The organism is Pseudomonas sp. CFBP 13602, from assembly GCF_014842725.1.
GTDB lineage: Bacteria > Pseudomonadota > Gammaproteobacteria > Pseudomonadales > Pseudomonadaceae > Aquipseudomonas > Aquipseudomonas baltica.
Genome location: NZ_JACYVT010000001.1, coordinates 190,165 through 217,090, shown reverse-complemented (window position 1 = coordinate 217,090; position 26,926 = coordinate 190,165). Strand labels below are relative to the sequence as shown.

21 protein-coding genes are annotated in these 26,926 nt (G+C 63.8%); 11 read left to right on the top strand and 10 right to left on the bottom strand.

Annotated elements, in window-relative coordinates; genetic code table 11:
* Positions 1 to 5 precede the first annotated feature (5 nt).
* Positions 6 to 464, top strand: a complete 459-nt coding sequence (locus IFU31_RS00920; RefSeq protein WP_192102025.1) for an REP-associated tyrosine transposase — start codon at positions 6 to 8, stop codon at positions 462 to 464.
* Between the two features lie 590 nt (positions 465 to 1,054).
* Here IFU31_RS00920 and IFU31_RS00915 read toward each other — a convergent pair.
* The 7 genes from IFU31_RS00915 to IFU31_RS00885 all read right to left on the bottom strand — a co-directional run bounded on the left by IFU31_RS00915 (position 1,055) and on the right by IFU31_RS00885 (position 7,011).
* A complete protein-coding gene (locus IFU31_RS00915; RefSeq protein ID WP_192102024.1) occupies positions 1,055 to 3,028 on the bottom strand; it encodes a response regulator in 1,974 nt (657 codons plus the stop codon).
* Positions 3,018 to 3,893, bottom strand: a complete 876-nt coding sequence (locus tag IFU31_RS00910; protein ID WP_122478158.1) for a sensor histidine kinase — start codon at positions 3,891 to 3,893, stop codon at positions 3,018 to 3,020. Before IFU31_RS00910 ends, IFU31_RS00915 begins: the two co-directional genes overlap by 11 nt.
* The gene (locus IFU31_RS00905) at positions 3,886 to 4,896 is read right to left on the bottom strand and encodes an ATP-binding protein (protein ID WP_446731015.1); all 1,011 of its coding nucleotides are present in this window, start codon (positions 4,894 to 4,896) and stop codon (positions 3,886 to 3,888) included. Before IFU31_RS00905 ends, IFU31_RS00910 begins: the two co-directional genes overlap by 8 nt.
* Positions 4,893 to 5,297 (bottom strand): anti-sigma regulatory factor, encoded by a 405-nt coding sequence (locus tag IFU31_RS00900; RefSeq protein ID WP_185793369.1) that lies wholly within the window; start codon positions 5,295 to 5,297, stop codon positions 4,893 to 4,895. Before IFU31_RS00900 ends, IFU31_RS00905 begins: the two co-directional genes overlap by 4 nt.
* Positions 5,294 to 5,656: an STAS domain-containing protein gene (locus IFU31_RS00895; protein ID WP_122478154.1), complete on the bottom strand. Its 363-nt coding sequence runs from the start codon at positions 5,654 to 5,656 to the stop codon at positions 5,294 to 5,296. Before IFU31_RS00895 ends, IFU31_RS00900 begins: the two co-directional genes overlap by 4 nt.
* Before the next feature lie 4 nt (positions 5,657 to 5,660).
* Complete coding sequence (locus IFU31_RS00890) at positions 5,661 to 6,512, bottom strand: STAS domain-containing protein (RefSeq protein ID WP_192056088.1); 852 nt, start codon at positions 6,510 to 6,512, stop codon at positions 5,661 to 5,663.
* Positions 6,513 to 6,648: 136 nt separating this feature from the next.
* Positions 6,649 to 7,011 (bottom strand): YkgJ family cysteine cluster protein, encoded by a 363-nt coding sequence (locus tag IFU31_RS00885; protein ID WP_192102022.1) that lies wholly within the window; start codon positions 7,009 to 7,011, stop codon positions 6,649 to 6,651.
* Positions 7,012 to 7,226: 215 nt separating this feature from the next.
* Here IFU31_RS00885 and IFU31_RS00880 point away from each other — a divergent pair, with 215 nt between their 5' ends.
* The 5 genes from IFU31_RS00880 to IFU31_RS00860 all read left to right on the top strand — a co-directional run bounded on the left by IFU31_RS00880 (position 7,227) and on the right by IFU31_RS00860 (position 16,158).
* Entirely contained in the window at positions 7,227 to 7,967 is a 741-nt protein-coding gene (locus IFU31_RS00880) for a FadR/GntR family transcriptional regulator (RefSeq protein ID WP_192102021.1), read from the top strand.
* 326 nt (positions 7,968 to 8,293) lie between these two features.
* Positions 8,294 to 9,655 carry an MFS transporter gene (locus tag IFU31_RS00875; protein WP_122478149.1) on the top strand — a complete coding sequence of 454 codons (1,362 nt, stop codon included), beginning with the start codon at positions 8,294 to 8,296 and terminating at the stop codon, positions 9,653 to 9,655.
* An 87-nt stretch (positions 9,656 to 9,742) separates the two neighbouring features.
* Positions 9,743 to 11,296, top strand: a complete 1,554-nt coding sequence (gene garD / locus IFU31_RS00870; protein ID WP_192057108.1) for a galactarate dehydratase — start codon at positions 9,743 to 9,745, stop codon at positions 11,294 to 11,296.
* Between the two features lie 148 nt (positions 11,297 to 11,444).
* Positions 11,445 to 13,085, top strand: a complete 1,641-nt coding sequence (gene pgm / locus IFU31_RS00865; protein WP_192057107.1) for a phosphoglucomutase (alpha-D-glucose-1,6-bisphosphate-dependent) — start codon at positions 11,445 to 11,447, stop codon at positions 13,083 to 13,085.
* Positions 13,086 to 13,779: 694 nt separating this feature from the next.
* The gene (locus IFU31_RS00860; protein WP_342345274.1) at positions 13,780 to 16,158 is read left to right on the top strand and encodes a UvrD-helicase domain-containing protein; all 2,379 of its coding nucleotides are present in this window, start codon (positions 13,780 to 13,782) and stop codon (positions 16,156 to 16,158) included.
* A 1-nt stretch (position 16,159) separates the two neighbouring features.
* Here the strand turns inward: IFU31_RS00860 and IFU31_RS00855 are convergent, their stop codons facing one another.
* The 3 genes from IFU31_RS00855 to IFU31_RS00845 form a co-directional block, all read right to left on the bottom strand.
* A complete protein-coding gene (locus tag IFU31_RS00855; RefSeq protein WP_185793366.1) occupies positions 16,160 to 18,187 on the bottom strand; it encodes a response regulator in 2,028 nt (675 codons plus the stop codon).
* Positions 18,188 to 18,189: 2 nt separating this feature from the next.
* Positions 18,190 to 19,674: an ATPase domain-containing protein gene (locus IFU31_RS00850; RefSeq protein WP_240998775.1), complete on the bottom strand. Its 1,485-nt coding sequence runs from the start codon at positions 19,672 to 19,674 to the stop codon at positions 18,190 to 18,192.
* 136 nt (positions 19,675 to 19,810) lie between these two features.
* Positions 19,811 to 20,866: a hypothetical protein gene (locus IFU31_RS00845; RefSeq protein ID WP_192102020.1), complete on the bottom strand. Its 1,056-nt coding sequence runs from the start codon at positions 20,864 to 20,866 to the stop codon at positions 19,811 to 19,813.
* Positions 20,867 to 21,040: 174 nt separating this feature from the next.
* On the opposite strand from IFU31_RS00845, the gene IFU31_RS00840 reads away from it, so the two are divergent.
* The 5 genes from IFU31_RS00840 (at position 21,041) to IFU31_RS00820 (ending at position 26,907) form a co-directional block, all read left to right on the top strand.
* Complete coding sequence (locus IFU31_RS00840) at positions 21,041 to 22,702, top strand: MFS transporter (RefSeq protein ID WP_122478138.1); 1,662 nt, start codon at positions 21,041 to 21,043, stop codon at positions 22,700 to 22,702.
* Positions 22,699 to 23,871, top strand: coding sequence for an HlyD family secretion protein (locus IFU31_RS00835; RefSeq protein WP_185793362.1), 1,173 nt, complete (start codon positions 22,699 to 22,701; stop codon positions 23,869 to 23,871). Before IFU31_RS00840 ends, IFU31_RS00835 begins: the two co-directional genes overlap by 4 nt.
* A gap of 218 nt (positions 23,872 to 24,089) precedes the next feature.
* Positions 24,090 to 25,118, top strand: coding sequence for an ABC transporter substrate-binding protein (locus tag IFU31_RS00830; protein ID WP_192102019.1), 1,029 nt, complete (start codon positions 24,090 to 24,092; stop codon positions 25,116 to 25,118).
* Positions 25,115 to 26,155: a FecCD family ABC transporter permease gene (locus IFU31_RS00825; RefSeq protein ID WP_122478133.1), complete on the top strand. Its 1,041-nt coding sequence runs from the start codon at positions 25,115 to 25,117 to the stop codon at positions 26,153 to 26,155. Before IFU31_RS00830 ends, IFU31_RS00825 begins: the two co-directional genes overlap by 4 nt.
* A complete protein-coding gene (locus IFU31_RS00820; protein WP_122478131.1) occupies positions 26,152 to 26,907 on the top strand; it encodes an ABC transporter ATP-binding protein in 756 nt (251 codons plus the stop codon). Before IFU31_RS00825 ends, IFU31_RS00820 begins: the two co-directional genes overlap by 4 nt.
* Positions 26,908 to 26,926 lie beyond the last annotated feature (19 nt).

Below are 26,926 nucleotides of genomic sequence, written 5' to 3'. Positions count from 1 at the left end.
AGGGAATGTCGGCGTGCAGAAAAGCCTATGTATTGCGCAAGGGGCGCTGCAGCGAGGTAGGCCGGATTTACTCGATCACCTGTGTGACGGCTGATCGGGCTCCCGTTTTTTCCTGCTTACATACCGCCCGGGCGCTGGTTGCTCAGTTGCGCGCCCTGCATGACGCAGGGGACGTAGAGTCGTTGGCGTGGGTGGTGATGCCGGATCATCTGCACTGGTTGTTTCAATTAAGAAAAGGCGATTTGGCTACGATCGTTTGCCGGATGAAAGCGCGCAGCAGCCTGGCCATCAATCGCCGCAACGGGACCTGTGGCCGACTCTGGCAGAAAGGGTATTACGACCGTGCCCTGCGCCGCGAAGATGATCTCAGAAGCGCAGCCCGCTACATCATCATGAACCCGGTCCGCGCCGGGCTGGTTCAGAAGGTTGGCGATTATCCTTTGTGGGACGCGATATGGCTGTGATCAGCGATCGCGTGCACCGCCGACGCGGCTCGCGCGGTGGTGGGTCAGGCGCAACGCGTACACCACCGACGCGGCTTGCGCCGCTGCTACAAATCACTCGCCTGTAGCAGCGGCGCAAGCCGCGTCTGGGAGCGCTGTGGTGGGTCAGGCAGAACGCGTGTACCACCGACGCGGCTTGCGCCGCTGCTACAAATCACTCGCCTGTAGCAGCGGCGCAAGCCGCGGCCGGGAGGGCTGTGGTGGGTCAGGCTGAACGCATGTACCGCCGACGCGGCTTGCGCCGCTGCTACAGGCACCGAGATCCCCTGTAGCAGCGGCGCAAGCCGCGTCCGGGGGTGGTGTGGTGGGTCAGGAGGAATGCGTAGACCGCCGACGCGGCTTGCGCCGCTGCTACAAATCGCTCGCCTGTAGCAGCGGCGCAAGCCGCGTCCGGGAGGGCTGTGGTGGGTCAGACGGAACGCGTGTACCGCCGACGCGGCTTGCGCCGCTGCTACAAATCACTCGCCTGTAGCAGCGGCGCAAGCCGCGTCCGGGGGTGGTGTGGTGGGTCAGACGGAACGCGGACACCGCCGACGCGGCTCGCGCCGCTGCTACAGGGGATCGCGTTCGAGGAGGTGGCCGATGCGGCCGACCAGGTCGCCCATGCGGAAGGGCTTGATGACCATGTCCATGCCTTCAGCGAGGAAGGTCTGCAGGTCCAAGGCGTTTTCCGCGTAGCCGGTCATGAACAGCACCGGCAGTTCGGGACGCAAGGCGCGAGCAGCGTCGGCGAGAACGCGGCCGTTCATTTGCGGCAGGCCGACGTCGGTCAACAGCAGCTGGATCGACGGGTCATCGCGCACGATATCCAATGCATCCAGCGCGCTTTCTACCTCGGTGCAGCGGTACCCTGCGTCGATCAGCGCCTCGACCACGAACATCCGTACCGACGCCATGTCTTCCACCACCAGCAAGTGCTCGCCGTTACCGCGGTTCTCCAACTGCACCGGCTCGCTGGGCTGCGGCAGCAGCGCCAGGCCAGCCGGCAGCATCAGGGTCACCTCGGTGCCGTGGCCAAGCAGGCTGCGGATCCGTACGTCGCCACCGGACTGCCGGGCAAATCCGTAGATCGTCGACAGACCCAACCCCGTACCCTTGCCAACGGCCTTGGTGGTGAAGAACGGGTCGAAGACCTTGTCGATGATGCTGTGATCGATCCCGGTACCGTCGTCACGCACCGACAGCACCACGTAGTCGCCATCGGCCAGGCGTGTGTCGCCCCGCGAATAGGCGGCGAAGGTCGACAGACGGATGTTGCCGCCTTCGGGCAGCGCGTCGCGGGCATTGATCACCAGGTTGAGCACCGCATTCTCGAATTGGATCGGATCGACCATGGCGATGGCTGCGCTGTCGGTCAGGTCCAGGCTCAGGGTGATCCGTTCACCGATGGTGCGGCGCAACAGGTCTTCCAGCGAATGCACATGCTGGTTGATCGCGATCGGCCGCGTATCGAGCGGCTGCTGGCGGGCGAAGGCCAGCATGCGATGGGTGAGGGCGGCCGCATTGGTTGCCGACTGCAGCGCCGCATCGGCATAGCGTGACACGGCTTTGTCGACGCTGCCGGTGGCACCTTGCACAGCGGAGGGCTCGACCCGCTTCTTGATCAGTTCCAGCGCCGTGATGATGCCGGTCAGCAGGTTGTTGAAGTCATGCGCAATACCCCCGGTGAGCTTGCCCAGGGCGTCCATTTTCTGCACTTGCAACAGTTGCGTCTCGGTGCGCGCGCGCTCGGCCACTTCCTGCGCCAGCAATGTCTGTGCGTCGGCCAACTGGATCTGCTGCTGACGCTCGCGCTGCCGGTGCTCGGTCACGTCCTCGATGAACACCAGGCTGTGCCCGGGCGCGCGATAGGGCGAGACCTGCCATTCGGTTTCACGCAGTTGATCGTCGACTCTGATGGTCAGGTTGCCACGCCAGCGTTCGCCTTTGCTCAAGCGCACCTGCAGGTCGTCCAGCACGCTTTCCTGCCCGGCCGCCAGTTGCGCTTGCAGGCTGGTGAGGGACACCGGGGTAGGCAGCAGTTGCGAGAACGCATGATTGCACTCGATCACCTGCAGCTGCTCGTCGATCACCGCGATGGGCGCGGCGATGTTGGCGAAAATCTCGCGAAAGCGTGCCTCGCTTTCGCGCAGCGCGTTCTCGGTGTCACGCACGCGCAGCAGAGTGCGCAGGGTGGCCAACAGCACGTCGGCGTCCACTGGATGGATGAGGTACGCATCGGCTCCGGCTTCCAGACCCGTGATGATGTCGCCGGTCTGAATGGACGCCGCCGACACATGGATGATCGGCAGCAGGGCGGTGGCTGGCTTGGCGCGCAGCAGTCGGACGATGTCGAAGCCGCTCATGTCCGGCAGGTTGACGTCCAGAATCAACGCGTCCAGTTGCTCGCTGGCGATCAGCGCCAGGCCATCGCCGCCGGTGCCGGCTTCCAGAATGACGATGCCGTGGCGTTCCAATCGGCGCCGCAGCGCGTAGCGAGTGGCGCTGTTGTCGTCGACGATGAGTACCCGCACTTCAGGTGTCATGGCCAGGCTCCGGCGCAATGGCCAACGGAATGATCACAAAGAATGTCGAGCCCACCCCCGGGCTGCTTTGCACGCCAACCGTGCCGCCCAGCAACTCGGCGAAGCGCTTGCACAGCGACAGGCCCAGGCCGGTGCCGCGCAGGCGTTTCTGCACCGGCGAATCGATCTGGGCAAAGTCCTCGAACAACGTACCGTGCAGCTCGGCAGGAATGCCGATACCGGTATCGCTCACGGCGAAGCGGATCTGCGATGGCGATTCCAGCCTGGCCGACACCCGCACCTCACCTGCCAGGGTGAACTTCAAAGAATTGGAAATGAAGTTGCGCAGGATCTGCGCGAGCTTCTTGTCATCGGTATAGAGGCGTGGCAGTCCAACAGGTTCTTCGAAGATGAGGTCCACGGCGCTGGCATTGACGATCGGCCGGAACATGCCGCGCAACGCCGAGAACAGATCGAACATGTCGAACCATGCCGGCGATATGCTGATCCGACCTGCCTCGATCTTGGCCAGGTCGAGCAGGTCGTCGACCATGTCGCTGAGTTCCTGGGCGGCGTGAGTGATGAAACTCACCTGCTTCTGCTGCTCCGGCGCCAAGGGGCCGTCCAGTTCATCGGCAAGCAGGCCGGTAATGCTCAGGATCGAGCCCAGCGGGGTGCGGAATTCGTGGCTCATGTAGGACAGGAAGCGGCTCTTTAGGTCCGAAGCCTGGCGCAGTTCCTCAGCCTGGCCGTCGAGTTCGCCATACAGTGCCAGCACGCCCTGGTTGGTTTCATCCAGTTCGTCACGCAAGGCCTGGGCCTCGGCACGCAGTTGGGCGATCAATGCCGCACTGGCCTCGGCATCCAGATCGAGGGGTTCAGACATGGGGTGGCTCCAGAGCGATGACCAATACGGTGATGTCGTCGCGGCCGCGACAGAAGTCGCGGTACAGCACCGACGCAATGATGGCGGGGTGAAGGTGGACCAGGCCCGGGTAGTCGGCCATGTTCCAGCGCGACTGCAACCCGTCGCTGTACAGAACGAGCAACTGCTCGTTCGCCTCGTCGAACGTGAAGGCTTGCGCGCGACGGAACTGTCCGCCGACGATGCCCGGATGGGACGCCAGTCCGCGGCTCTTGCCCGGCGATAGTAGCGTGGCGCCGATGTTGCCGATGCCGGCGAAACGCAGTTGCCCGGCGTGGTATTCGAACTGGGCAACGGCCACTGCGCCACCGCGTGTGCCGTTCATGGCCTGGTGCATGTCGTCGAGCACATGTTCGGGCCGTGCGAACGGTGCCTGCCCGAACGCCTGGCAACCTGCGCGTGCGGCCTTTTCGGCCTCTTCGCCATGACCGAGACCATCGACCACCACGGCGCTGATACCCTCGCCGGCGAACGCCACCTGCCAGGCATCGCCACACGCCGGGTCGTCGTGCAGCGAGCGCTGGGTCACGCCCAGGCGCAGGTCGGCGAGCTTGTCGCGCTTGCGGTACAGGCGTGCCAGCACCACTGAACCGCGGGCGTCGCTGTACGCATCGAACACTTCCGATTGCCGCGCCAGCGCGCCGAGGCCGATGCCTTGAGTGCCGCGGGTGGAATAGCCGTCGGTCATGCACTCGTGCAGCTCGAAACCGGTGCCGCGATCCAGTGCCAGCAGTTCCACACCCGGTGAAGTTGGATGGGGCAGGGCACGCAGGTGCAGCTCGCCGTGGCCGGCATGCTTGAGGATATTGCTGGCCAGCTCGGTGGCCAGCAGCGCCACGCGGCCGCAGTCGGTTTCGTCCAGGCCCTGCGCCTGCGCCATCTTCTGCGCGGCACGGCGGGCTTCGCCGACCTGGCTGGGGTCCTGCAGTGCGATCACCTGGGTGATGACACTGCGCAAGGTCAGGTCCATCGGGTGATCGTCACGCGGGTGCCCTGGCCAGGCGCGGTGTCCAGTTCGAATTCCTCGACCAGGCGACGTGCACCGGTCAGGCCCAGGCCAAGCCCGTTGCCCGAGGTCCAGCCGTCGGTCAGCGCCAGTTTCAGATCGGGAATGCCCGGGCCTTCGTCGCGAAACGTCAGGCGCACGCCTTTGCGCACGCCGTCATCGAGAATCTGCCAGTCCATGTCGCCGCCACCGCCATAGACCACGGTGTTGCGCGCCAGCTCGCTGACCGCCGTCACCAGTTTGGTCAGGTCGATCAGGCGCATGCCGCAGTCCTGGGCCAGCTTGCGTGCGGTCTGGCGGGCCAGCACCACGTCCTGTTCGAGGCGCACCGGTTGACTGCCGCTGCTCTCGACGTTCATGAGCCGTTCACCCGTGCCTGCAGCAGGCGCATGCCGCGCTCCACGTTCAGCGCGGTGCTCACGCCCGGCAGGTTCATGCCCAGCTCGACCAGCGTGATCGCCACGGCGGGCTGCATGCCGACCAGCACGGTTTCGGCGTCCATGATCCGCGACAGGCCGGAGATGGTGCCGATCATCCGGCCAATGAACGAATCGACCATGTCCAGCGCGGAGATATCGATCAACACACCTCGGGCCGAAGTCTTGCTGATCTTTTCCGACAGGTCATCCTGCAGCGCCAGCGCCAGTTGATCGTGCATGTCGACCTGAATGGTCACCAGCAGGTACGCGCCCATCTGCAATATAGGGATGCGTTCCATGGGCTCAAACCGCCTTGCTGACGGTCAGGTTCAGGCGGCGCAGGGCCAGGGCCAGGGCGTCTGCCAGATTGGCCTTGGTGACCACGCCTTGCAGGTCAAGGCCCAGATGGACGATGGTCTGCGCGATCTGCGGGCGAACACCACTGATGATGCAATCGGCACCCATCAGGCGAATGGCGGTGACTGTCTTGAGCAGATGCTGGGCCACCAGGGTGTCGACCGTCGGCACCCCGGTGATATCAATGATGGCTATTTCCGAGCCGGTGTCGACGATGCGCTGCAACAGCGATTCCATCACCACCTGGGTACGCTGCGAGTCCAGCGTGCCGATCATCGGCAGGGCCAGTACCCCTTCCCACAGCTTGACGACGGGGGTGGAGAGTTCGAGCAGTTCTTCCTGCTGACGCTTGATGACCATCTCGCGGGACTTCTGGAAAGTGCGGATGGTGTGCATGCCCAGCCCGTCGAGCAGGTCCGAGACCAGCAGCACCTGCTCGGCAAGCTCGGCCGGATGGCTGGCGTACGCTGCCTGCAGCACGGCGAACAGCGGGCGCTTGAGGGCAAAGATGAAGTGCGCGGTCTGGTGCGAGTCGTGGCCCAGCAGCGCGCGGCTGTGGGACAGTTTCTCCAGTACCTGACGGACATCGGCCCATTGGCTGCCGGCGATGTTGTGGGTCTGACTGGTTTCCAGGGCGATGATCAACTGGCTGAGCAGCTCGCTGCTCTGCTGCCGAAGGTCGGCTTCCTTGATGTTGCGCGTCGCTCCGCTGGCTTCAAGGCCTGCGAGCCACTGCTCGACAATGGCATTTTGCTGGGATTTGAAAGCGTCAACGGTTTGCGTGTTCAGCGCGGCCATGCAAGAACTCCTGGTACAGAGATGGGGCGAGATAGCGTAATGATGGCCGATTATCTGCTAAACGCCGAATCCCGTCGATGGCCAAAAGCGCACGGCATCCGGCTGCTCTCGGCGCAGAGCGCGGCGCTTGAACCGGCTAGCTGGCGAAGAGGGTCATGACCGGCTCCGGCAACGGCGGCAAGCCATGGGCTGCACGCGCCTTGTCGCACGCCGGGTTATGTTCGCCGTGTTCCCAGGAAGCGTCGAACTCGCGGCAGGTACTGGAGCGCTGGGCATACATCGTACAACCGATTCCGATCTTGCCCACCTCGCCGGCGAGGGCAACGCAGCGCGTGGGCTTGGCGTCGGTGCCGAGCATCGCCACCCGATTGTGGGTGACCTGAATGACCTGCTCGTCAGGCACCAGGCCGCCCGCAGACTGACATTCGCCCCAGTAGAAGGACACACGGAAATGCGCGCAGCAGGCGCCGCACTCAAGGCAGGGATTGGCTTTGGACATGTTGGCTCGGGAGGGGGGGGCAACAGCGTTATTGGGGACCGCGACCACGCCGCCATTCTAGGCCTGCCGTAGCGGTTGGGAAGGGGGGGGTCAAGGTATATTTCAAGGGCGCCGCGCCGACCGCGAACACCTCGAAAGGCGGCATGTTCGCGCTGTCATCACACAACTTGCTGATATATGATCGGTTTTCCTTTTCCAGCCATGATCGCGCCGCCATGAGCAACGACATCGTCACCGCCGACATCACGCGTCGCAGGCCGGGCAACCTGGCCCAGAGCCTGGTGGACGATGTCTGCAGGATGATCAGCCAGGGTGTGGTCAAGCCCGGAGACAAGCTGCCCACCGAACTCGAATTGATGGCGGTGGGCGGTGTAAGCCGGGCTACCGTGCGCGAGGCACTGTCCCGCCTGCAGGTGTCGGGCATCGTCGAAACCCGTCGCGGCATCGGCACCTTCGTCCTCAACGTCCCGGGTTCGACCGTATCGCGCCTGGACCCGGCTACCATCGTTACTTTGCAGGACGTCATCGCCATTCTCGATGTGCGCATCAGTTTCGAGATCGAAGCGGCGGGGTTGGCGGCACTGCGGCGCAGCAACGACCAGTTGGCGTGTATCGAAGACGCGCTGAAGCGCTTCGAACGGGCGTCCGACACCAGCGGGTCCATCGTCTCCGACTTCCAGTTCCACCTGCAGATCGCCCAGGCTTCCAACAACCGCTATTTCGCCGACATCATCACGCATTTCGGCACCAGCATGTTTCCCCGTGCACGCCTGGACACCGTGGCCATCGCACGTCTGGACCGCCAGCAGAAACACGAACGGCTGGTCCGCGAACATGCGCACATCTTCGAAGCGGTCGCCCGCTGTGACTATGACGCCGCCCGCGCCGCGATGCGCATCCATCTGGCCAACAGCCGGGCGCGCGTGGTCAAGGCGCACGAAGATCTGTCCATCTGACCCTCCAAGTCAGCGCCTGCAACGTAGTACGATGACTTCCCGCCGACATCGCTACATCTTTGGAAATAATTCATCTCCGAGGTATGGATATAATCAGCGTTGTACGATAACGTAACTGCAGTACCGGCACAGACCGGTGTCCCCCTAATAATTCCAACGTCCAGGGTGCTGCAACCATGATTATCCACGTGATGTCCTCCCACTGTTGTCCGACTTCCCCCGTCCTACATGGCCATGGCTCGCAGCCCGGCTGAGTCAGCGACACCTGAAATACCCGGCTTCATACCCTCTACCCGCATAAAAATAACTCGTGGGAGTACCTTCGCATGCCAGCGACGAAGAAGACGCATGTGCGCTACATGATCCTGTTCCTGTTGTTCGTGGTGACAACACTGAACTACGCGGATCGCGCCACCATTTCCATCGCCGGTGCCAGTCTGCAGAAAGACCTGGGCATCGACGCCGTCACCCTCGGCTATATCTTCTCCGCTTTCGGTTGGGCTTACGTCCTGCTGCAGATCCCCGGTGGCTGGTTGCTCGACCGCTTCGGCTCGAAGAAGGTGTACGCCTGGAGCATTTTCCTTTGGTCGCTGTTCACGGTAATGCAGGGGTTCGTCGGCTACCTGCCGATGGCCAACGCGGTGATCGCGCTGTTCATGCTGCGCTTTCTGGTCGGCGCAGCCGAAGCCCCGTCGTTTCCCGGTAACGCACGCATCGTTGCGGCCTGGTTCCCGACCGCCGAGCGCGGCACGGCGTCGGCGATCTTCAACTCGGCGCAGTACTTCGCCACCGTGCTGTTCGCTCCGCTGATGGGCTGGATCGTGCACTCCTGGGGCTGGGAGCATGTCTTCGTGGTCATGGGCGGCCTGGGCATCCTCTTTTCGGGCGTATGGCTCAAGTACATCCACAATCCCAAGGAACACCCAAGCGTCAGCGCCGAAGAGCTGGAGTTCATCGAGCAGAACGGCGGGCTGGTGGACATGGACCAGGCCAAGGGCGGCAAGTCCAAGCCGAAGTGGAACTACATTCGCCAACTGCTGACCACGCGCATGATGCTTGGTGTGTACCTGGGGCAGTTCTGCATCAACGGCATCACCTACTTCTTCCTCACCTGGTTTCCGGTGTACCTGGTCCAGGAACGCGGCATGACCATCCTCAAGGCAGGCTTCATTGCCTCGCTGCCGGCCATCTGCGGCTTCATCGGTGGCGTGTTGGGCGGGGTCATCTCGGACAGCCTGCTGCGTCGCGGCCATTCCCTCACCTTCGCGCGCAAGACGCCGATCGTCTGCGGCTTGATGCTGTCGACCACCATGGTGATCTGCAACTATGTGCAGGCCGAATGGATGGTGGTGGCGTTCATGGCTTTGGCGTTCTTCGGCAAGGGCGTGGGTGCGCTGGGCTGGGCCGTGGTGTCCGACACTTCGCCCAAGCAGATCGCCGGGATCAGCGGCGGCTTGTTCAACATGTTCGGCAACGTGGCGTCCATCACCACGCCGATCGTGATCGGCTACATCATCAGTGCCACCGGCTCGTTCAAGTACGCGCTGGTCTACGTCGGTGCCAATGCCCTGGTAGCGGTGTTCAGCTACCTGGTGATTGTCGGCCCGATCAAGCGCGTGGTACTGCGCGAAGAGAACGGCGACCCGGTCGTCGACGATGCACCGCAGCTCAATGCCGCTCGTCCCTGAAGCGTCTGCAGCCAACGACAAGACCGCGGCCGGCACTGCCGGTACGCGGCTCTGGATTCAGCCTGAATTGATTGGAAGGGCCAAGCCATGCAATTGATCGAACATTCCGATTCTCCCCGCTACGTGCGCCTGCACGCAGACGATAACGTCGTGGTCGTGGTCAACGATCAGGGCGTGGCCGAAGGCAGCCGTTTTCCCGATGGCCTGACGGTCATCGAAGGTGTGCCGCAGAGCCACAAGGTCGCCACCGTCAACATCGCCGAGGGCGGTGCTGTGGTGCGTTACGGTCAGATCATCGGCTACGCACTGGAGCCGATCCGTCAAGGCAGTTGGGTCAAGGAAAGCCAGCTGGCCATGCCTTCGGCGCCGCCGTTGGACAGCCTGCCGATGTCCGACGCGGTACCGCCGGCTCTGCCGCCGCTGGATGGCTTCACCTTCCAGGGCTACCGCAATGCCGACGGTACCGTGGGTACGCGCAATATTCTGGGGATCACCACCACGGTGCAGTGCGTGACCGGAGTGCTGGACCACGCGGTCAAGCGCATTCGCGAAGAGCTGCTGCCCAAGTACCCCCACGTCGACGACGTGGTGGCGCTGACCCATAGCTACGGCTGCGGCGTGGCCATCAATGCGCGCGATGCCTACATTCCGATTCGCACCGTGCGCAACCTGGCGCGCAACCCGAACCTGGGTGGCGAAGCCCTGGTGATCGGCCTGGGTTGCGAAAAGTTGCAGGCCGGGCAGGTTATGCACGAGGACGATCCCTCGGTAGACCTGAGCGAGCCGTGGCTATACCGCCTGCAGGACTCCGGGCATGGCTTCGGTGAAATGGTCGAGCAGATCATGGCGCTGGCCGAGACGCGGCTGGCCAAGCTGGACCGTCGGCGTCGCGAAACGGTGCCCGCCAGCGAGCTGATCCTGGGCATGCAGTGTGGCGGTAGCGATGCGTTTTCCGGGATCACCGCCAACCCGGCGTTGGGCTTCGCCTCCGACCTGCTGGTTCGCGCCGGGGCCACGGTGATGTTCTCCGAGGTCACCGAGGTGCGCGATGCCATCTATATGCTCACCTCGCGGGCCGAAACCCACGAAGTGGCTACCCAGCTCGTGCGCGAGATGGACTGGTACGACAATTATCTGGAACGCGGTGCGGCGGACCGCAGTGCCAACACCACACCGGGGAACAAGAAAGGCGGTTTGTCCAACATCGTCGAGAAGTCCCTAGGGTCGATCGTCAAATCGGGCAGCAGCGCCATCAACGGTGTGCTCGGTCCGGGCGAACGGGTCAACCGCAAAGGCCTGATCTACTGCGCCACGCCCGCCAGCGACTTCGTTTGCGGCACGCTGCAATTGGCTGCGGGGATGAACCTGCACGTGTTCACCACGGGGCGCGGCACTCCCTACGGCCTGGCGATGACGCCGGTGGTGAAAGTGTCTACCCGCACCGAGCTGGCCGAGCGCTGGCCTGACCTCATCGATATCGACGCCGGGCGCATTGCCACCGGGCGGGCGACCATCGAGGAACTGGGCTGGGAGCTGTTCCATTACTACCTGGCCGTGGCCAGCGGTGAAAAACAGACGTGGGCCGAGCGCTATCGCCTGCACAACGACATCACCTTGTTCAACCCCGCGCCGATCACCTGATCAGGCGTCCCGAAGGGCAGCAGGCAACCTGCTGCCGGTCGGTTCGACAAAAGAAGCGTCAAAAAAGGGAATCAAATAGCTACCTCCAGTGTCGAAGTGCCACTAAACTGTCATTCTCCGTTTCGGTACCTACACTAGAGGTTTTTGCATGAAGCTCAGTCCGTTTGCGGGCAAACCTGCTCCAGCCCAGCTGCTGATCGACATCCCGCGTCTGGTCACGGCCTATTACACCGGCCAGCCGGATGCAAGCGAGTCCACTCAGCGTGTGGCGTTCGGGACCTCGGGGCACCGCGGCAGCTCGTTCGACTTGAGCTTCAACGAGGCCCATGTGCTGGCGATCAGCCAGGCGATCTGCCTGTACCGCAGCAGCAAGGGGATCGACGGCCCACTGTTCGTCGGCATCGACACCCACGCGCTGTCGACCCCGGCAGGCGCCAGCGCCCTTGAAGTGTTCGCCGCCAATGGCGTGCAGGTGATGTTGTCCAAGGACGACGAATACACCCCGACACCGGCGGTCTCCCACGCGATCATCTGCTACAACCGTGAGCGCAGCAGCGGCCTGGCGGACGGTGTGGTCATCACGCCGTCGCACAACCCGCCGCAAAGCGGTGGTTTCAAGTACAACCCACCCAATGGCGGCCCGGCCGACGGTGACGTGACCAAGTGGATCGAAGCCAAGGCCAACGAGCTGCTTGCCGATGACCTGCGTGGCGTCAAGCGCATGCCTCACGAGCAGGCGCTGAAGGCTGCCACGACTCACCGGCACGACTACATCGGTCACTATGTGGCCGACCTGGTCAATGTGATCGACTTCGACGTTATCCGCAAAGCCGGCCTGCGCCTGGGTGTGGATCCGCTGGGTGGGGCAGGTGTGCGCTACTGGTCGGCCATTGCCGAGCACTATCAGCTCGACCTGCAGGTGGTGAACACCGAAGTCGATGCCACCTTCCGCTTCATGTGCGTGGACTGGGACGGCCAGATTCGCATGGACCCATCGTCCAGCTACGCCATGCAGGGGCTGATCGGCCTGAAGGACCGCTTCGACGTGGCCTTTGCCTGCGATCCCGATCACGATCGTCATGGCATCGTCACCCCGACGGGCGGGTTGCTGGCCCCCAACAACTACCTGGCGGTGGCGATCGACTATCTGTTCCAGAACCGTCCGCAGTGGCGCACCGACGCGGCCGTGGGCAAGACCGTGGTCAGCAGCGGCATGATCGACCGCGTCACCGCGCGCCTGGGGCGTCGTCTGCATGAAGTGCCGGTGGGCTTCAAGTATTTCGCCGACGGTCTGTTCGATGGCTCGCTGGGGTTCGGCGGTGAGGAGAGCGCCGGTGCGTCGTTCCTGCGCATGGACGGCAGTGTGTGGACCACCGACAAGGACGGGTTGATCCCGGCCCTGTTGGCCGCTGAAATGACCGCACGTACGGGGCGCGATCCGAGCCAGGCGTATGAGGCACTGACGCAGAGCCTGGGCGAGCCGTTCTCTACGCGCGTCGAGGCCAAGGCCAACCCGCAGCAGAAGGCGGCCTTGAGCAAGCTGTCGCCCGAGCAGGTGAAGTCCACGGAATTGGCCGGTGAGCCGATCGAGCAGATTCTCAGCCATGCGCCAGGCAATGGGCAGGCCATCGGTGGCTTGAAAGTCATCACGGCCAACGGCTGGTTCGCCGCGCGTCCCTCGGGCACCGAAGACATCTACAAGATCTACGCCGAAAGCTTCATCGACGAGGCGCATCTGCAGCGTCTGGTAGCCGAAGCGCAGGTGCTGGTGGATTCCGCCATCGGTTGATCCCGCACGCACCTCCCGTGGTGGCGGTCATCGGCCGCGAAGAAGGCGGTGCGGAGTATCTGATAGACCGAGTCGCCCGGTTCGCGGCCACGGACCGCTCCTACAGGGAATTCGGTATCGCGTAGGAGCGGTCATCGGCCGCGAAGGGGGCGCTGCGGAGTATCTGATAGACCGAGTCGCCCGTTTCGCGGCCGCGGACCGCTCCTACAGGGAATTCTATATCGCGTAGGAGCGGTCATCGGCCGCGAAGGGGCGCTGCGGAGTATCTGATAGACCGAGTCGACCGTTTCGCGGCCGCGGACCGCTCCTACAGGAAAATGCGGTATCGCGTAGGATCGGTCATCGGCCGCGAAGAGGGCACTGCGGAGTATCTGATAGACCGAGTCGACCGTTTCGCGGCCACGGACCGCTCCTACAGGGAATTCGGTATCGCGTAGGAGCGGTCATCGGCCGCGAAGGGGCACTGCGGAGTATCTGATAGACCGAGTCGCCCGTTTCGCGGCCGCGGACCGCTCCTACAGGAAATCCGGTATCGCGTAGGAGCGGTCATCGGCCGCGAAGAGGGCACTGCGGTGGATCAGGTACACCGCACAGGCCGCCGACGCGGCTTGCGCCGCTGCTACAGAGGGTGTGCAGCGTTTGAAGGTGGGATCTTTGGTATATTGCGGTCCTCGCGATATGCCCAGGAGTTTTCGTGTCATCGCAACCTACCGACAAAGACCGTCAAGCCCCAGGCCTGATCGCCCGGGGCTGGCGTTGGCTGCGCTCACAGCAGCGTGACGCCTGGTTTCACACGCCGCTCACAGAAGCTACCGCCCCGGCTGCCGAGTCACCTCCCGAGTCACAGTCGAAACGGCCACCCCGCGCGCCGAAAAAACCCGTCACCTCACAAGCGCCACAGCCGTTGCTGTTCGCGCCCTGGCAGCTCGAACTGACGCCAGCGCTGAAGAAAACCATCAAGGCTGACGTCGCTGCCCGCCTGCCCGAACACGCCCAGCCGAGCGCCGCGCAGTGGAAAATGATCTTCAGCACGACACCCGCCACGTGCGTGGTGGCTGGTGCAGGTGCAGGTAAATCCACATCGCTGGTACTGCGCGTGCTGGTGCTGCACCACTACATGGGCTTCGAACTCGACAGCCTGAGCGTGGTGACCTTTACCCGGGAGTCACGTCGAGACTTTATCAAGAAGTTGCGCCAAGTGTTTGATATGTGGGAAGTACCTTACGTATTCGAGAAAGTACGTGAAGTGGTCAGAACCTATCATTCCCTGGTTCTGCCGCTGATTCACGCGCTGCCTGGGCTGGCTGAGGTGCACGCTTTCGAAAACCTCGGGGCGGCCGCAACGGGTAGCGAGGAAGCGAATCCGTTCCAACTGCGTCTCAACGACACCCAGCGTCAGTTGATGAACGAATGCTATCGCAGCCTGATGAGCAGTGATCCTTCTTTCAGTGGTCACATTGGCAGCTTGCGCGCGAGCGCAGCCCAACTGCGCAAGCTGGACCCGCAGGATCCCGATGTGCAGAAGCGGCTCAAAGCCCTCAGCCTGGCCAGCGCTCGCGACACCGAACTGTGTGACTTGATCGAAGAACACTGGCGTGCGCAGGATGCCTGGCCTATAAAGGGGATCAAGATAGATCGACAAGCCATTGATATAAAAAGTTTTACCTTTCATACACATGGCTACATTGCACGCTTGAACACCTGGGTCGTGCTAGGGTTCGAACCCGGTACCGATGCCCAACTCACCCGGCCCACGGCCAAGATTCCAATCTGGGGCGAATGGGCAGTCAAGCGCACCCTGTTTCAAGCTTTCTGTGATAAGCCGCTGATATGGCTGGATAATCCTTCCGATGCCAAGAAGGTTTTGACGTCCTTGAACAGCAAAGGGTTGACCGGGCCCGGGTTCGAATACCAGTTGCCCGGCGAACTTGCCCCGGCGCCGCTGCTGGACTGTTTCGTGGCTGCCGCGACCTTCATCGAGAACCTCGGAGTGCAGGTCGTCGACGCCATCGACCGGATGAGCTGGAACGCGGAAGATTCCGAAGCGGACTTTTTCGCTGCCTTGCGCCTGTTCTGGCCGGCACTCGAAGCGCATCTGCAAAACCAGACGCCGCCAGTCATGCTGTTCAATCGCATGTTCGCCTTGCTTGGCGAAGGGCCAGGCTCGCGAGTCAGCGAACTGCCTGACGACGCACTGCGCCCCATGTCCCATCTGCTCGTCGACGAATTCCAGGATATTTCCGCACAGATCGTTGGCTGGTTGAGGGCCAGTCTTGCGGAAATCCTGCGCCGCAGCACCGCGTTGGCCGGTGAGCGAGCCGCGCAGCACAGCTCGCTGATGTGCGTTGGCGACGACTGGCAGTCGATCTATGGCTGGCGCGGCAGTAACCCAAGCTACTTCATGCAGTTCAACCGCACCTTCAGCGCTCACAAGCACACGCGCGTACTGCTGATCGACAACTACCGCAGCCATCAGGCGATCATCGACGCCGCCGAGCATATCGTGGCGGCGGCACCGGCCATACCCGGCAAGAAGGCTCTGGCCCGCCGCGTATTCGATCGCGAGCCATCGCCTGTGATTCTCTTGAGTCGAGACCTTGCCGATCTGGCGCGCCGCGCCGCCGAGCATCACGCTGCAGGCGACTCGATTCTGGTGCTCTACCGTCGCAACAGTGACCGCCAGGCCTTGGCCGAGCATATCCAGGGCCTGTTGCAGGCAGATCAAGCGTTGCCAGCCGAGCAGCGTCGTTTGCGCCAGCTCACGTTCCACAGCGCCAAGGGTCTGCAGGCCGACGCGGTATTTCTGCTGGGCGATTGCCAGTATGCCAGTCGCTCGCCCTACAAGAACCAGGTCTATGCCCTGGCGGGCTTGGCTCAGGCGGGGCAGGTGGACGGCTACGACAGTGCCCAGCACGAGGAAGCGCTGCGCCTGGCCTATGTCGGGATCACCCGGGCCATCCACAGCTGCTATTGGTATGTGGAAACCGCTGCCAAACCAGGCGCCCGCGCCTCGGATCGAGTGGACGCCAGAATGCCGTGCTTCAACGACGTGCGGACCAAGCCCAAGCGCTGATTCAGGCCTGGGACATCTCCCGCACCTTGGCCGTGAGCACGTCGAACGCGAACGGCTTGGTGATCATCTGCATGCCGTCATCGAGAAAGCCGGCGCGCACTTCGGCGTGCTGGGCATAGCCGGTGATGAACAGCACCTTGAGTCCCGGCCGCAGATGGCGCGCGACTTCGGCCAGTTGCCGACCGTTCATGCCGGGCAGGCCGACGTCGCTGATCAGCAGGTCGATGCGCTGCCCGGACGCCAGGATCGGCTGCGCGGCGCTGGCATCGGCTGCCTCCAGATAGCAGTAACCCAGTTCGCGCAGGACTTCGCACACCAGGCTGCGCACGGCATGGTCATCCTCGACGATCAAAACCGTTTCGCCATTGGTGGCCATCGGCGATTCGATCACCGGCGCAGTGGCCTGGGGCAGTTGCGAGGCATAGCAGCGCGGCAGGTAGAGCTGCACCGTGGTGCCCTGGCCGGGAGTGCTTTGGATTGCCACGTGGCCCCGCGACTGCTTGCTGAACCCATAGATCATCGACAGGCCCAGGCCAGTGCCCTGGCCAATGGGCTTGGTGGTGAAGAATGGATCGAACGCGCGATTGATCACGGCCTGGTCCATCCCCGACCCGGTGTCGCTCACACTGAGCATGATGTAGTCGCCCGGTGCCAGGTTCTGGTGCGCACTGGTAAAGCTTTCATCGAGGTGCCGGTTGGCCGTTTCGACGATCACTTCGCCACGCCCTGGCATGGCATCGCGGGCATTGATCACCAGGTTGAGCAGGGCACTTTCCAGTTGATGGGGGTCCGCCTCGGCTATCCACAGTTCAGGATCCAGGTGCATGCGCAGCGCAATGCTTTCATTGAGGCTGCGGTGCAGCAGTTCTTCCATCGACTGCACCAGTCCATTCACCTGGACTGGCTTGGAATCCAGTGACTGGCGGCGGGAAAACGCCAGCAAGCGGTGAGTGAGGGATGCAGCGCGGTTGGCCGAGCTGATACCCATGTCGATCAGCTTGGGCAGGTCGTCGAGCTGGTTGCGGCTCAGGCGTCGGCGCATCAGCTCCAGGCTGCCGATGATGCCGGTGAGCATGTTGTTGAAGTCGTGGGCGATACCGCCGGTCAACTGGCCCACCGCTTCCATTTTCTGCGCCTGGCGCAGGGCCTCTTCGTTGATCCGTACCTGGGCCGTGCGTTCCTCGACCTGCTGTTCCAGATTGCCGTTGAGTTCACGCAACTGTTGTTCGGCGGCTTTCTGTTCGGTGATATCGGTGGTAACCCCGACCAGTGCCTGGATGCGTCCCTGCCTGTCGGGAATGGCGCGGGCGCGCATGTCCACCCAATGCACTGAACCGTCAGGCCAGCTGTTGCGGAACTGCAAGGCGAAGTCGGCGCCCAGCTGCAGGCTGTTGATCAGTGCCTCCTGCATCATGGCCTGATCGCCCGGATGCACGCACAGCAGCCAGTCTGAGTAGTCGAAACGGGTGCTGGGCTCGATGCCGTAGTGGGTGCGGGTCCGGTCCGAGCAGTTCAACTGCAACGGGTTGCAGGTCAGCTCCCAGGCGCCCAGGCGCCCGGCACTCATGGCGTGCTGCAAACGCTGTTCACTTTCGCTCAGGTCCAGCAGACGGTCACGCGCTTCATATTGACGGCGCCGACCCCGAATGGCCGTCTTGGCCAGGCTGATCAACGTCAGCGGGTGAAACGGGCGTTCCACGAACGTGACGTTGCCCAGGCGCGCAGCGAGCAGCATGGACTGCGCCTGATCGGCCGCGCGTTGATGGGTCATCAGCACGATCGGCAAGTCGGACCAGGCCGGCTGCTGGCTCAGGTACACCAGCAACGGCTGCATCCTGGCTTCGGACAGCGCTTCGTTGGCGACAATGCAGACACCTGCGCCTTCGCGCTGCAAGTGCGTACAGAGATCGTCGACGTCTGCCACGGCGATGCCTTGAATACCTGCCTGTCCGAGAATCTGCAGGGCCACCTGGCTGTCGCGTCCCATGGGGGCAAGCACCAGCACTCGTTCCGATGTGGGTATCGACATCTTCACTGATCATCTGCTTCAAGCAGGGGACGGGCTTCGCCGACGTAGGTCGGGACACCGCGCAACACCCCCTGGAAAGCGCTCAGTGGCTCACCGACCTTCATGCCCTGGCTGCTGATCTTGTATTCGCGAATGGTGTTCTCGTGGCCGCCAAAGCGCTTCTTGATCACCGACACCGCACGCCGCACGTTGCCCAGCGCCTCGAAGTAGCGCAGGAGAATGACGGTGTCGGCCAGGTAGGTGATGTCCACTGGCGCCTTCATGTCGCCGACCAGCCCCTGTTGGGCCACGGTCATGAAGGTCGAGGCGCCCAGGCGGTTGAGGTACAGCAGCAGCTCATGGATGTGCAGCACGGGTGTGCTTTCGCCCATCATCGCGGCGTGGTAGCCATTGATGCTGTCGATCACCACTGTCTTGATGTCGTGCAGGATGACGCTGGTGCGGACCATGTGGGCAAATTCGCCCGGCGACTGTTCAGCGGCGTCCACCTGCTGGATGACCATCTTGCCACTGCGCTGATAGGCTTCCAGATCGATGCCCAGGTTTTTCATGCGCTCGAACAGCAAGCTGAGCTCTTCGTCGAAGATGAACAGCGCGACTTTTTCGCCACGGGCCACGGCCGCAGCGGCGAAAACCATGGAAATGAGCGATTTGCCGGTACCCGCGGGGCCGATGATCAAAGTGCTCGAACCGTTCTCGACGCCGCCGCCCAGAAGGGCGTCCAGCTCCGGGATGCCCGAAGTGAGTTGGGTACGCTCGTAGCGGGCGCGATGTTCGGCCGCAACCAAGCGCGGATAGACGTGAATCCCGTCGGCCTGAATGGTGAAGTCGTGATAACCGCCGCGGTATTTCTGCCCGCGGTACTTCATGATGCGCAGGCGCCGGCGCTCGGCGCCGTAGTCCGGCGCGGTTTCTTCCAGGCGAATCACGCCGTGGGCGATGCTGTGCAGGGTCTTGTCCAGTGGCTCGCTGGTCATGTCGTCGAGCAGCAGGACGGTCGCATTGAAACGCGCAAAATAGTGCTTGATGGCGAGAATCTGCCGCCGATAGCGCAGCGAGCCCTGAGCCAGCAGACGTACCTCGGACAAACTGTCCAATACCACCCGTGAAGGCTTGACCCGTTCGACTTCATCGAAGATCTGCCGCGTCGCTTCGCCCAGTTCAAGGTCGCTGCTGTAGAGCAGGCTCTGCTGCTGTTGCAGGTCGAGCACCAACTCCGGCGGCGTCAGCTCGAACACGGTGACGCGCTCGTCCAGTTCCCAGCCGTGGGAGCGAGCGCCTTCGCGCAGTTCCTTGGTGGTTTCGGACAAAGTGATGTAGAGACAGGTTTCGTTCTGCGCAACGCCTTCGAGCAGGAACTGCAGGGCTACCGTCGTCTTGCCCGCACCCGGTTGACCCTCGAGCAGAAAGATATGGCAGCGGGTCAGACCTCCACCAAGAATGTCGTCCAGCCCGGCGATACCGGTGGCTGCTTTGGCCGTCGTCAAAAAGGTGTCCTCGGGTAGCGGAAGGGGCTGCAGTGCAGAACGCGACGCAGCTTGATACTGGACACCGGGCCGTGGGCGGGGTTCCGAGCTCATTCAGACAAAAACGGGCGAGGGTGGCCCTGGAAAAGCCGCGACTTCACAACCCCTGCTGCAGGCTGGGGTCGTCGGCGTTCTGCTGCTCGAGTTCGGCCAGCAGCACCTGCACGTTCTGCAGCTGACCGGTTTCTTTCCAGTACTGGATCAGCAACACCCGTGCGCGTCGGTTGGCCGGGTCACGACGCAGGATCTCTTCGAGCTGCTTCTGCGCCGCTTCGACCTGCTGCAGGTCGTGCAGGTTGGTGGCCAGTACATAGCGGTAGTCATTGTTGTCCGGTGCCAGCTCCACCGCACGAGCGAGGGCGAGCAGGGCGTATTCATCCTCGTCATGGGCCATCAGCCACAGGCCCAACTGCTGCTGCAACAGGGCCGATTGTGGATGCACCAGCAACTGTTCGGCCAGCAGGCGCCGCGCTTGGTCACTTTTGCCCTGGTGCTCGTACAGCTCGACCTGCATTGCAATGGCTTCCAGGTCATCGGGCTCGAGCAGGCGATAGCGGGCCAGCGCCTGCTCGGCCTGAACATGCGCGCTCTCGTGCAAGTACAACCGGGCCAGCGCCAGTTGGGCGGCAGCGCTGTCGGTCTGGCCCTGCAGGGCAGCAATCCAGGCGTTCACCACCTTGTCCAGGTGGCCGAAATACAGGCCCAGTTCATCGGCTGGCAAGCCGAGCAACCCCCGCGCGGCGTGGAAGCGGATCGACTCGTCACGGTCTTCCAGCAAGGGCCCCAGCAGTACGCTGCGCTGGCTCTCGGGGACCAGGCCGATGACTGCATCGATTGCCGCATGGCGCACGTCGACAAGCTTGCTCTGCAAGTCGGCAGTGGCGAGTTTGAGGGCTTGAGGACTGGGGTAGTTGGGCAGTTCGGCGTACAGCGCAGCGCGCCGCTCGGCGCTGAGGTCGGTGCGGGCCAACTGCTGATAAAGCACTCGTGCGGCGCCCGGCTGACCATGGCGAGCCTGGCTCAGGGCTTTGCCGTAGCCCTGCTGCGGCGCTGCCGGAACCGTAGGGGCCGCAGGGCGCCAGGCGTACCAGAGCGCTATCAGCAGCAGTGCCACGAGCAGCAGGGTCAGCGGAAGGCGAACGCGTTTGAACATGCGGGTATCCGAAAGGGCGCAGGCTTGGCCGGGGCATTCAGCTTGGGTCACTGCCGGGGTGCAGTCAAATCATGGCAGCGACGAGCATTGGCAAGCCCCCCGCCGGTGATGTTTACTAGCGCCCAATCTCCGTCGTTTCTTCGTCGTTTCTACGCTCCCCGCCAAGGCCACCGCATGACCCGCTACACGAGCCGCGATTGGCTGCCCCACGAAAAGCCGAACTTGCCGGGCTCTCCCTCGACGCCTCTGCATTCGACGCGCAAGCGCCTGGCGTTCGGTATCGTCGGCCTGCTGGTGGCACTGACCGGCGGCCTCGGCAACTCGCTGGTGGTGGCGAACCTGCAATTCCTGCAGGGCTCGCTCGGCGCCACGGCGGCGGAGATGGCCTGGCTGCCTGCGGCCTACGTGATGACCAATGTGTCGATGAACCTGCTGCTGGTGAAATTCCGCCAGCAGTTCGGTCTGCGCACGTTCACCGAACTGTTTCTGATGCTGTATGCGCTGGTCACCTTTGGCCATCTGTTCGTCAACGACCTGGGCTCGGCGATTGCCGTTCGCGCCGCCCACGGCATGGTCGGGGCGGCGCTGAGTTCCCTGGGTCTGTACTACATGATCCAGGCGTTTCCTGCCAAGTGGCGTCTCAAGGCCCTGGTGCTGGGCCTGGGCACCTCGCAGCTGGCCTTGCCACTGGCGCGGGTGTTTTCCGAAGACCTGCTGCAGATCGCCGAATGGCGCGGCCTGTACCTGTTCGAATTGGGCATGGCGCTGCTGACCCTGGGTTGCGTGTTCCTGCTCAAACTGCCGCCGGGCGACCGCTTCAAGACCTTCGAACCGCTGGATTTTCTCATTTTTGCGATTCTTGCATCTGGCATTGCGCTGCTCTGCGCGGTGCTGTCCCTGGGCCGGATCGACTGGTGGCTGGAGGCACCCTGGATAGGCTGGGCCTCGGCTGGGGCCATCGTCCTGATCCTCGGTGGCCTGGCGGTGGAACACAATCGCAGCAACCCGATGTTGATGACCCGCTGGCTGGGCAGCGGTGTCGCCATCCGCCTGGCCCTGGCAGTGATTCTGACGCGCATGGTGCTGTCGGAGCAGTCCACCGGGGCGGTCGGTCTGTTGCAAGCGTTGAACATGGGCCAGGAGCAGATGCGCACCCTTTATTGCGTGATGCTCTTCGGCGCGGTGGCGGGGCTGGCCGTGAGTGCCTGGACCATCAACCCCGAGCATCTGTTCATGCCACTGATCATTGCCCTGGCGCTGATGGCGGTGGGTTCGGCCATGGACAGTTTCTCCAGCAACCTGACGCGTCCGGCCAATATGTACGTCAGCCAGTTCCTGCTGGGCTTCGGTGGCACGTTTTTCCTGGGCCCGACCATGGTGCTGGGCATGCGCCACGTGTTGACCAACCCGCGCAACCTGGTCAGCTTCTCGGTGCTGTTCGGTATCTGCAACAATTTGGGCGGGTTGATCGGCGCCGCGTTGCTGGGCACGTTCCAGATCGTCCGCGAGAAATACCATTCGAGCATGATCGTCGAGCACCTGACCCTCATGGACCCGCTGGTCCAGGCGCGGGTCAGCAATGCTGCCGCCAGCTACCTGGCGCACATCGCCGACCCGGCCCTGCGGGCCACTTTGGGCACCCGTGCGCTGGCGACGGCCGCCACGCGCGAGGCGAACGTCATGGCCTACAACGATGTCTTCATGCTGATCTGCATCATTGCCGTATTGACCATGCTGTGGATCTTCGTCCGCAGTCTGTGGCTGATGAGCACCACCCGGGCGGTGACCACCGCCGCGACACCTACCGTATCCACCAGCGGCGCCAGCACTTCATGACCGAACCGACGTCCACGACCACCAATGCCATCGCCGCCACGCCCGAAGGCCAGACCCCACCGCCCAATCCAGCGGCCACCGAACCGCGTTCGCGGCGGGTGCGGGTACTGTCCAGCCTGATTTTCGCCAGCATCGCGTTGGTGGGGGTGGCGATCGTGCTGTACGCCTGGCAACTGCCTCCGTTCAGCAGCCACATCGAAAGTACCGAAAATGCCCTGGTGCGTGGCCAGGTGACGATCATCGGGCCGCAACTGGCAGGCTATGTGTTCGAAGTGCCGGTACAGGACTTCCAGTTCGTCAAGGCAGGCGACCTGCTGGTACGCCTGGACGACCGTATCTACCGCCAGCGCCTGAACCAGGCGCTGGCGCAGGTCCAGGTGCAGAAGACCGCCTTGGCCAACAACCTGCAACAGCGCCGCAGTGCCGAAGCCACTATTACCCAGCGCCAGGCGGCGGTGGCGGACAGCGAAGCGCAGGCGCGCAAGGGCGCTGCCGATCTGGGCCGCAACCAGAACCTGATCAGCGACGGCTCGGTGTCGCGCCGCGAGCTCGATGTGACCCGCGCTGCCAACGCCCAGGCGCTGGCCTCGGTGGCACAGGCCAAGGCTGCGCTGGCCATTGCCCGCGAAGACCTGCAGACGGTGATCGTCAACCGTGACTCGCTGGCCGCCAACGTCGCCAACGCCGAAGCCGCGGTAGAGCTGGCACGCATCGATCTGGACAACACGCGCATCCTGGCGCCGCGCGACGGCCAGCTGGGGCAGGTCGGCGTGCGCCTGGGGGCCTATGTGAATTCCGGTGCGCAACTGATGGCGCTGGTTCCCGATACGCTGTGGGTCATGGCCAACATGAAGGAAACCCAGATGGCCGATGTGCGCATCGGCCAACCGGTGAGCTTCACCGTCGATGCCCTCGACCACCTGCGCCTGCGCGGCCATGTACAGCGCATCTCACCGGCCACCGGCTCGGAGTTCAGCCTGTTGCAGGCCGACAATGCCACCGGCAACTTCGTCAAGATCGCCCAGCGCATTCCGGTGCGCATCACCGTGGACCCGGACCAGGACGGGGCGCATCGGCTGCGCCCCGGCATGTCGGTGGTGGTCAGCATAGACACGGGCTATGTGGTCGAGCAGGACCGTACCGACCGGCCCCGCGACGGCGCCCCCTAGGCAGGCAATCGGGGTGTCCACAGCGCGTTGCGCGGGTTAAACCATTTGATCTTTGCCGACGGGTCGCCTACCGTCTGCGCCGCTTGTCTTCGCCCAGAGCAGGAAGCCGGTTCGAATCCGGCGCGGTCGCGCCACTGTGATCGACATGTTGCATGTCGTCAGCCAGACCTTGCTGTGGGTTTCTTCGATCTGTTGGACGCGCCATCCAAGGAGTTGCAATGAATCTTCCTGCCGTATTCGTCCGCGCCAGCGTCGCTGCCGTCGGTCTCTTCGCTGCCGTCGCCAGTCACGCCGCCACCCACTATCCACTGACGCTGCCCAACTGCGGCGCGCCCTTGACCGTCCAGGCCGCGCCGCAGCGTGCCGTCAGCCTGGGGCAGGCCAGCACCGAAATTCTCCTCTCGCTGGGCCTGGCGCCACGCATGGTGGGCACCGGGGTCTGGTTCGGGCCGTTGCCCGAGCCTCTGCGCGCGGCCAATGCCCAGGTGCCACGCCTGGCCGACAATGCCCCCAGCTTCGAGGCGGTGGCCACTACCGCACCTGACATCGTGGTGGCGCAGTACACCTACCACGTCGGACCCAACGGCGAAGTCGCCAAGCCCGAGCAACTGGCCAGCCTTGGCATCCCTTCCTATGTGTCGCCCAGTGACTGCGACGGCAAGGAAGTCACCGCCACCTCCAATGCCGACGGCAGCCGTAGCCAGGTGTTTTCCATGGCACTGGTGGACAAGGAAATCCGCGAGCTGGCGAGCATCTTCGATGTCGAGGCGGCCGGCGAGCGCCTGACTGACCAGTTGCACGCACGCATCCAGAAAGCCACCGAGCGCGCCGGCAGCGCCGGGCACGCACCGCTGTCGGTGGTGTACTGGTTTTCCAGCACGCGCCTGGAAGGCGACCCCTGGGTAGCCGGCAAGAGCGGCGCACCCGGCTATATCAACCGTCTGCTGGGCCTGCGCAACATCGTCGACAGCGACGAGGAATGGCCTGGGGTGAGCTGGGAAAGCATCGCTGCGAGCAATCCCGATGTCATCGTCGTCGCGCGCATGCAGCGGCGTCTGTACCCGGCCGACGATGTCGAGAAAAAGCTGGCGTTCCTGCGCAGCGACCCGGTGACCCGTGAGCTGGATGCCGTGCGCAATGGCCGCATCATCGTGGTCGATGCGCAGTCGTTGAACCCCTCCATGGATGTCGTGCGCGCGGTGGAAGACATCGCTGCCGGCCTCGAGCGTACACGGGCCACACCTTGATCCAGCGCCTGGCGCGTGAAGATGGCTGGGTCTGGCGCCTCCTGTTGGCGCTGCTCGCCCTGGCGACGTTGAGCGTATCGATCGCCCTGGCGGTGTCGGTGGGGGAGATGGGCATTGCCCTGGCCACGGTCGGCAAGGCGCTGCTCAATGGCGTGGGCCTGGCCGACTACCCGGTGCCGAGGATCATCCAGGGCATCATTTGGGAATACCGCCTGAGTCGCGCGCTGGTTGCCGCCTGTTGTGGCGCCGGCCTGGCGATCTGCGGCGCGGTGTTGCAGGCGCTGCTGCGCAACGTGCTGGCCGAACCCTACGTGCTGGGCATCTCCGCAGGCGCCTCGACCGGCGCGGTGGTGGTGATGCTGCTCGGGCTGGGCGGCGGCGTGATCGGCATTTCCATGGGCGCGTTTCTCGGTGCGGCCCTGGCGTTCGGCCTGGTGCTGCTGCTGGCTGCCGGCACTCGCAGCGGCCCGGCGCAGGTGATCCTTGCCGGTGTCGCCGGATCGCAACTGTTCAATGCGCTGACGGCCTATATCGTCTCGACCTCGGCCAATGCCGAGCAGGCACGCAGTGTGATGTTCTGGCTGCTCGGCAGCCTGGGCGGGGTGCGTTGGCCCGACGTAGGCCTGGCCGCGGTGGTGGTCGGGGCGGGCCTGGTGCTGTGCCTGTACTTCGCGCGGGCGCTGGATGCCTTCGTGTTCGGCGAAGACGCTGCCGCCACCCTTGGCGTGCCTGTGGTCGCGGTGCGGCTGGTGTTGTTCGCGACCACCGCGCTGATCACCGCGACCATGGTCAGCATCGTCGGCGCAGTGGGTTTCGTCGGTTTGGTGGTGCCCCACATTGCGCGCTTTCTGGTGGGGCCCAGCCACGTCCGGCTGTTGCTCGCCTCGGTGCTGATCGGCGCCAATTTCATGGTGCTGGCCGATATCGTCGCGCGCATCATCGTGCCCGGCCAGGTATTGCCCATCGGGGTGGTCACGGCCCTGGTCGGCGCCCCGGCGTTTGCCTTGATCCTCTACCGAGCGAGGCGTCGAGCATGAGCCTGCAACTTCACCAGGTCAGCTGGAAAGCGGGTGGGCTGCTGATTCTCGACGACGTCAGCCTGGCCATCACGCCCGGCAGCATGGTCGGCCTGATCGGCCCCAATGGCTCGGGCAAGTCGTCGCTGCTGCGCCTGCTGGCCGGGCTCGGGCGTCCCAGCCAGGGGCAGGTCACACTCGACGATCAGCCCATGGCGGACGTATCGCGGCGAGCGGTCGCACGGCAGGTGGCGATGGTGGAACAACACGCCAGCACCGAGGTGGACATTCGCGTACAGGAGGTGGTGCGCCTGGGGCGCACGCCGCACCGCTCGCCGTTCGCACCGTGGCTGCGCGAAGACGACCTGGCGATTGCCCAGGCCCTGGCCCAGGTCAACCTGAGCGGCCATGCACAGCGGCGCTGGCACACCTTGTCCGGCGGCGAGCGGCAACGGGTGCAGATCGCTCGCGCCCTGGCCCAGCAGCCCAGCGAACTGCTGCTCGATGAGCCCACCAACCACCTCGACATCCAGCACCAGCTGGAATTGCTGCAACTGATTCAGAACCTGCCGTTGACCTGCGTGATGGCGATTCATGATCTGAACCTGGCGGCGATGTTCTGCGACGTGCTGGTCGTGCTCAAGGGCGGCCGTCTGGTTGCCAGCGGTGCGCCGGCGCTGGTCTTGACCGAGCGGCTGATCGCCGAGGTCTATGGCGTTCACGCCGAGGTTAGCCTGGCCGGCGGCCGCCCCCATGTGCGCTATCGGGTCTGAGCCGTATCACTGACACGTC